The sequence below is a fragment of the Bradyrhizobium sp. genome (assembly GCF_052389815.1).
Lineage (GTDB): Bacteria > Pseudomonadota > Alphaproteobacteria > Rhizobiales > Xanthobacteraceae > Bradyrhizobium.
Window position 1 is genome coordinate 1 of record NZ_JBQTHN010000220.1, and the last position, 5,195, is coordinate 5,195.

General features: G+C 67.7%; 3 protein-coding genes and 1 pseudogene. 1 reads left to right on the forward strand and 3 read right to left on the reverse strand.

Annotation, left to right across the window (positions count from 1 at the left end):
* Positions 1–1,100: 3-oxoadipyl-CoA thiolase (pcaF, locus tag ACT4OC_RS29500; RefSeq protein WP_444842589.1), on the reverse strand; the 1,100-nt coding region annotated here is incomplete at its 3' end.
* Positions 1,101–1,318: 218 nt separating this feature from the next.
* Between pcaF and mutS the strand changes: the two genes are divergently transcribed.
* Complete coding sequence (mutS, locus tag ACT4OC_RS29505; protein WP_444842590.1) at positions 1,319–4,051, forward strand: DNA mismatch repair protein MutS; 2,733 nt, start codon at positions 1,319–1,321, stop codon at positions 4,049–4,051.
* A 98-nt stretch (positions 4,052–4,149) separates the two neighbouring features.
* Here the strand turns inward: mutS and ACT4OC_RS29510 are convergent, their stop codons facing one another.
* Both ACT4OC_RS29510 and ACT4OC_RS29515 read right to left on the reverse strand, forming a co-directional pair.
* The gene (locus ACT4OC_RS29510; protein ID WP_444842591.1) at positions 4,150–4,893 is read right to left on the reverse strand and encodes a GrlR family regulatory protein; all 744 of its coding nucleotides are present in this window, start codon (positions 4,891–4,893) and stop codon (positions 4,150–4,152) included.
* 50 nt (positions 4,894–4,943) lie between these two features.
* Positions 4,944–5,195: pseudogene (locus ACT4OC_RS29515) on the reverse strand (hypothetical protein); the annotation flags it as partial.

The following is a 5,195-nucleotide window of genomic DNA, read 5'->3' on the forward strand; positions in this document are numbered from 1 at the left end:
GCGAGCCGCGCGCCGCTCATGCCGAGGGGATGACCGAGCGCAATCGCGCCGCCATGCGGGTTGACGAAATCGGCATCGTCCTTGACGCCGAGCTGACGAAGGCAGGCGATGCCCTGGGAGGCGAAAGCCTCATTCAGCTCGATCAGGTCGAAATCGCTGACCTTGATGCCGAGCCGCTCCACCAGCTTCTTTGTCGCCGGCACCGGGCCGATGCCCATGATGCGCGGCGGCACCGCAGCCGAGGCGAGGCCGAGGATGCGTGCCCGCGGCGTCAAGCCGTGCTTCTTCACGGCAGCCTCCGAGGCGAGGATCATCGCGGCGGCGCCGTCGTTGACTCCGGACGCGTTGCCCGCGGTCACCGTGCCGGGATTGCGCACGATCGGCTTCAGCTTGGCGAGGCCCTCCAGCGTGGTCTCGGGCCGCGGGTGCTCGTCCTTGTCGACGATGACGGGGCCGGCCTTGCCGCCGGGCACCGAGATCGGTGTGATCTCTTCGGCGAAGTATCCGGCCGCAATCGCCGCGCCCGCGCGCTGCTGCGAGCGGATCGCCATCGCGTCCTGGTCGGCGCGCGACACCTGGAATTCCTCGGCGACGTTCTCGCCGGTCTCAGGCATCGCGTCGACGCCGTACTGCGCCTTCAAAAGGGGGTTGATGAAGCGCCAGCCGATGGTGGTGTCGTAGATATCGGCGGAGCGCGCAAAGGCCTCCGGCGCCTTGCCCATCACGAACGGCGCCCGCGTCATCGACTCGACGCCGCCGGCAATGGCGAAATCGATCTCGCCGGCGCGGATGGCACGGCCCGCGGCGCCGACCGCATCGAGGCCGGAGGCGCAGAGGCGGTTCAGCGTCTGCCCCGGAACCGTCTCCGGCATGCCCGCGAGCAGCAGCGCCATGCGCGCGACGTTGCGGTTGTCCTCGCCGGCCTGGTTGGCGCAGCCGAAAAAGACCTCGTCGACCTGCGACCAATCCAGCTTGGGATGTTTGGCCATCAGCGCCTTGATCGGGGCTGCCGCCAGATCGTCGGCGCGGACCTTGGCGAGCGAGCCGCCGAAACGGCCGATTGGCGTGCGCACGGCATCGCAAATAAAGACATCACGCATCGATTCTCTCCCTGAATGCCGTGTTTTCTGGCGCCCGAAGGACGGGTTGAGGCGAGTTGTAGGAGCGGCCCTGCGGCAGGTCAATCGAGCGCGATGCCTCCAACGGCGCATCGGCGCGATGGCGGCCATGCGCAATAGCCGTGGATCAGGTGGAAAACACGGCTTCGCCGGGCAAAGCGGTAGGACCAGCCGGCGAAATTCTGTAATTTCCGCGGCCGATGACCGTCCAGAAATCCATCCCCGCCCCCGCGCCATCAGAGCCCGCCGCCACGCCGGAAGTGGCCGCGCGCGTGACGCCGATGATGGAACAATACCTCGAGATCAAGGCCGGCAATCCCGGGCTGCTCTTGTTCTATCGGATGGGCGATTTCTACGAGCTGTTCTTCGAGGACGCCGAGATCGCCTCCAAGGCGCTCGGCATCATGCTGACCAAGCGCGGCAAACACCAGGGCCAGGACATCCCGATGTGCGGCGTGCCGGTGGAGCGTTCCGAGGATTACCTGCACCGGCTGATCGCGCAGGGCTTTCGCGTCGCGGTCTGCGAGCAGATGGAAGACCCGGCCGCCGCGAAGGCGCGCGGCAACAAGAGCGTGGTCCGCCGCGACGTGGTACGGCTGGTGACGCCGGGCACGCTGACCGAAGACAATTTGCTCGATGCCCGCACCAACAATTACCTGCTGGCGATCGCGCGGGCGCGCGCGTCTTCCGGCGGCGATCGCTTCGGCCTCGCCTGGATCGACATCTCGACCTCCGAATTCGTGGTGACGGAATGCGCCGGCGGCGAGCTCGCCGCGACGCTGGCGCGCATCAATCCGAATGAAGCCATCGTCGCCGATGCACTCTATTCCGACAATGAGCTGGCGCCGACGCTGCGCGAACTCCCTGCGGTGACGCCGCTGACCCGCGATGTCTTCGACGGCGCCACCGCCGAACGCCGGCTGTGCGATTACTTCGCCGTCGCCACCATGGACGGCCTCGCCGCGATGTCGCGGCTGGAAGCCACCGCTGCTGCCGCCGCCGTCACCTATATCGACCGCACCCAGGTCGGAAAGCGCCCGCCGCTGTCGCCGCCTGCGCGCGAGGCCGCCGGCACCACCATGGCGATCGATCCGGCGACCCGCGCCAATCTCGAATTGACGCGCACGCTCACCGGCGAGCGCCGCGGCTCGCTGCTCGACGCGATCGATTGCACGGTGACGCCTGCCGGATCGCGGCTGTTGGCGCAACGGCTCGCCGCACCGCTGACGGATAGTGCAGCCATTGCGCGGCGGCTCGACGCCGTCGCGCGCTTCGTCGAGGATGGCGCCGCCCGCGAGGACATCCGCGACTCCCTGCGCAATGCGCCGGACATGTCGCGCGCGCTGGCGCGTCTTTCCGTCGGGCGCGGCGGCCCGCGCGATCTCGCTGGCCTGCGCGACGGCATCCTCGCCGCCGACCAGGCGCTGACGCGGCTGGAATGGCTCGACGATCCGCCGGCGGAAATCAGGGCCGTGATGGATGCGCTGCGCCGTCCCTCGCGCGATCTCGCCCAGGAATTTTCGCGTGCGCTGTCCGACCAGCTGCCGCTGATCAAGCGCGACGGCGGCTTCGTGCGCGAAGGCTATGAAACCGCGCTGGACGAGACCCGCAGCCTGCGCGACGCCTCGCGCCTCGTGGTGGCGGCGATGCAGGCGCGCTACGCCGACGCGACCTCCATCAAGGGCCTGAAGATCCGGCACAACAACGTGCTCGGCTATTTCGTCGAGGTGACGGCGCAGCACGGCGACAAGCTGATGTCGCCGCCGCTGAATGCCACCTTCATCCATCGCCAGACGCTGGCCGGACAAGTGCGGTTCACCACATCAGAGCTCGGCGAGATCGAGGCCAAGATCGCCAATGCCGGCGACCGCGCCCTTGGGCTGGAGCTCGAAATCTTCGACAGGCTCGCCGCCATGGCGCTCGCCGCCGGCGAGGATCTGCACGCCGCGGCGCATGCCTTTGCCATGCTCGATGTCGCAACCGCGCTCGCCAGGCTCGCGGTCGACGACAACTACGCCCGCCCTGAGGTCGATGCTTCCTTGTCGTTTGCGGTGGAAGGCGGCCGCCATCCCGTGGTCGAGCAGGCGCTGAAGCGCGACGGACAACCCTTCATCGCGAACTCGTGCGACCTCTCGCCGGGACCGGCGCAGAACAACGGCCAGCTCTGGCTGATCACCGGCCCCAACATGGCCGGCAAATCCACCTTCCTTCGCCAGAACGCGCTGATTGCGCTCCTGGCGCAGATCGGCTCCTTCGTGCCGGCGAGCCGCGCCCGCATCGGCGTCGTCGACCGCCTGTTCTCGCGCGTTGGCGCCGCCGACGACCTCGCCCGCGGCCGTTCCACCTTCATGGTGGAGATGGTCGAAACCGCGGTGATCCTCAACCAGGCGAGCGAGCGCTCGCTCGTCATCCTCGACGAGATCGGCCGCGGCACCGCCACCTTCGACGGCCTCTCGATCGCCTGGGCCGCGATCGAGCACCTGCATGAGGCGAACCGCTGCCGCACGCTGTTCGCCACGCACTACCACGAGCTCACTGCGCTCTCGGCAAAGCTGCCCCGCATGTTCAACGCCACGGTTCGCGTCAAGGAATGGCAGGGCAATGTCGTGTTCCTGCACGAGGTGCTGCCCGGCTCGGCCGACCGCTCCTACGGCATCCAGGTCGCCAAGCTCGCAGGCTTGCCGCCCGCCGTGATCGCCCGCGCCAAGTCGGTGCTGGCGAAACTCGAGGCGCAGGACCGCGGCCAGACCGCCCGCGCCCTGGCCGATGACCTGCCGCTGTTCGCCGTCCCCTCCCGCGCCGCAGCCGAGAATGCACCGCCGAGCGAAGCCGAGCAATTGCTGAAAGCGGTGAATGCACTGCATCCCGACGAGATGTCGCCGCGCGAGGCGTTGGAGGCGCTCTATGCGCTGAAGTCGAAGTTGCCGAAGTAGCTCGTCATTGCGAGCGCAGCGAAGCAATCCATTTTTCGACTCGTTGCACCATGGATTGCTTCGACCGCTTCGCTCCTCGCAATGACGGTGTACACCAGTCAACGGCCCGTGTCGGCGAACGGCTCGATCAGCTTCAGCGTGGCGGCGAGGCGGATGCTGAGCTTGCCGGCCAACGCGGTCGCCTCGATTTCGGCGCCGCCGGCATCGCAGCGGCCGGAGAAACCGATGCCCACCTCGTAGCCGCCGAACAGCGGATGCTCGCTCTTCGCCGGCGTGTGTTCCTGATTGACGAACTCGCCCTTCCAGCGTCCGTTCGCCGAAGAGTAGGCGCCGAGATAATAGAAAAAGGCGTCGCCGCCGAGGATGCGGCCGTCGTGCAGCAGCATCACCCCGGTATGGCCGCCGGCGATCCCATCCAGCATCCGGATGTCGATCGAATACAGGCCACTGACGATGCCGCCCTCGCCGACCGCGCCGGGCGGCGGAACGTCGTCGTTGCCGAGCGGCGTCATCACGGCGCGAAACGCCGAGCGGTCTTCTGTCACCTCGCCCGCGAAGCGATAGAGTCCGCCCTGCTCCCTGCCGCGGATGCTGATCGTGACTTCGTCGGAACTGACCAGCGACCTGCGTTGCGGCGACCGGCTGTGGCGGCGGGTCCTGAGCCTGGCCAGGATTTCACCGTCCACAATCCGATAGCTGCCGAAGTGGGCGAATGCCGTATTGCCGCCAAGCATTTTCCCGGCATGCGCGTACAGCACGCTGCGGCCGGAGCCGTTATTGATGTCGTATTCGACCTTGTACAATCCCTCCACCGCGCAACCCCGATCCAGCCCGGGTGCCAATTTAGCGGGTCCTCGCCGGGCGGGTAACCATCAATCTCGCACGGGCGGGGCTAGCGCACTGCCTTGCGCCGCCCGTTCCACCACAGGGCCAAATTCCAGCCGATACAGGTGGCAAGTGCGAGGCTCAGCCCGACGGCCGAGCCGAACGCCTGCACCGCAACGTGCATCACGGCAACCGCCAGGCCAAATCCCACCACGCCCCAGGCGCCGTTGGAAATGGCGGCGGCCGTCGGCGGGCCGCCGATCCGCGGATGCAGCACCAGCATCAGGCTGGTTAAGACGATCGGGAACAGCGCCATGAT

Bases quoted from the DNA above. Each gene is read 5' to 3' on its own strand.
- mutS (WP_444842590.1), top strand. From the start codon at position 1,319: ATGACCGTCCAGAAATCCATCCCCGCCCCCGCGCCATCAGAGCCCGCC.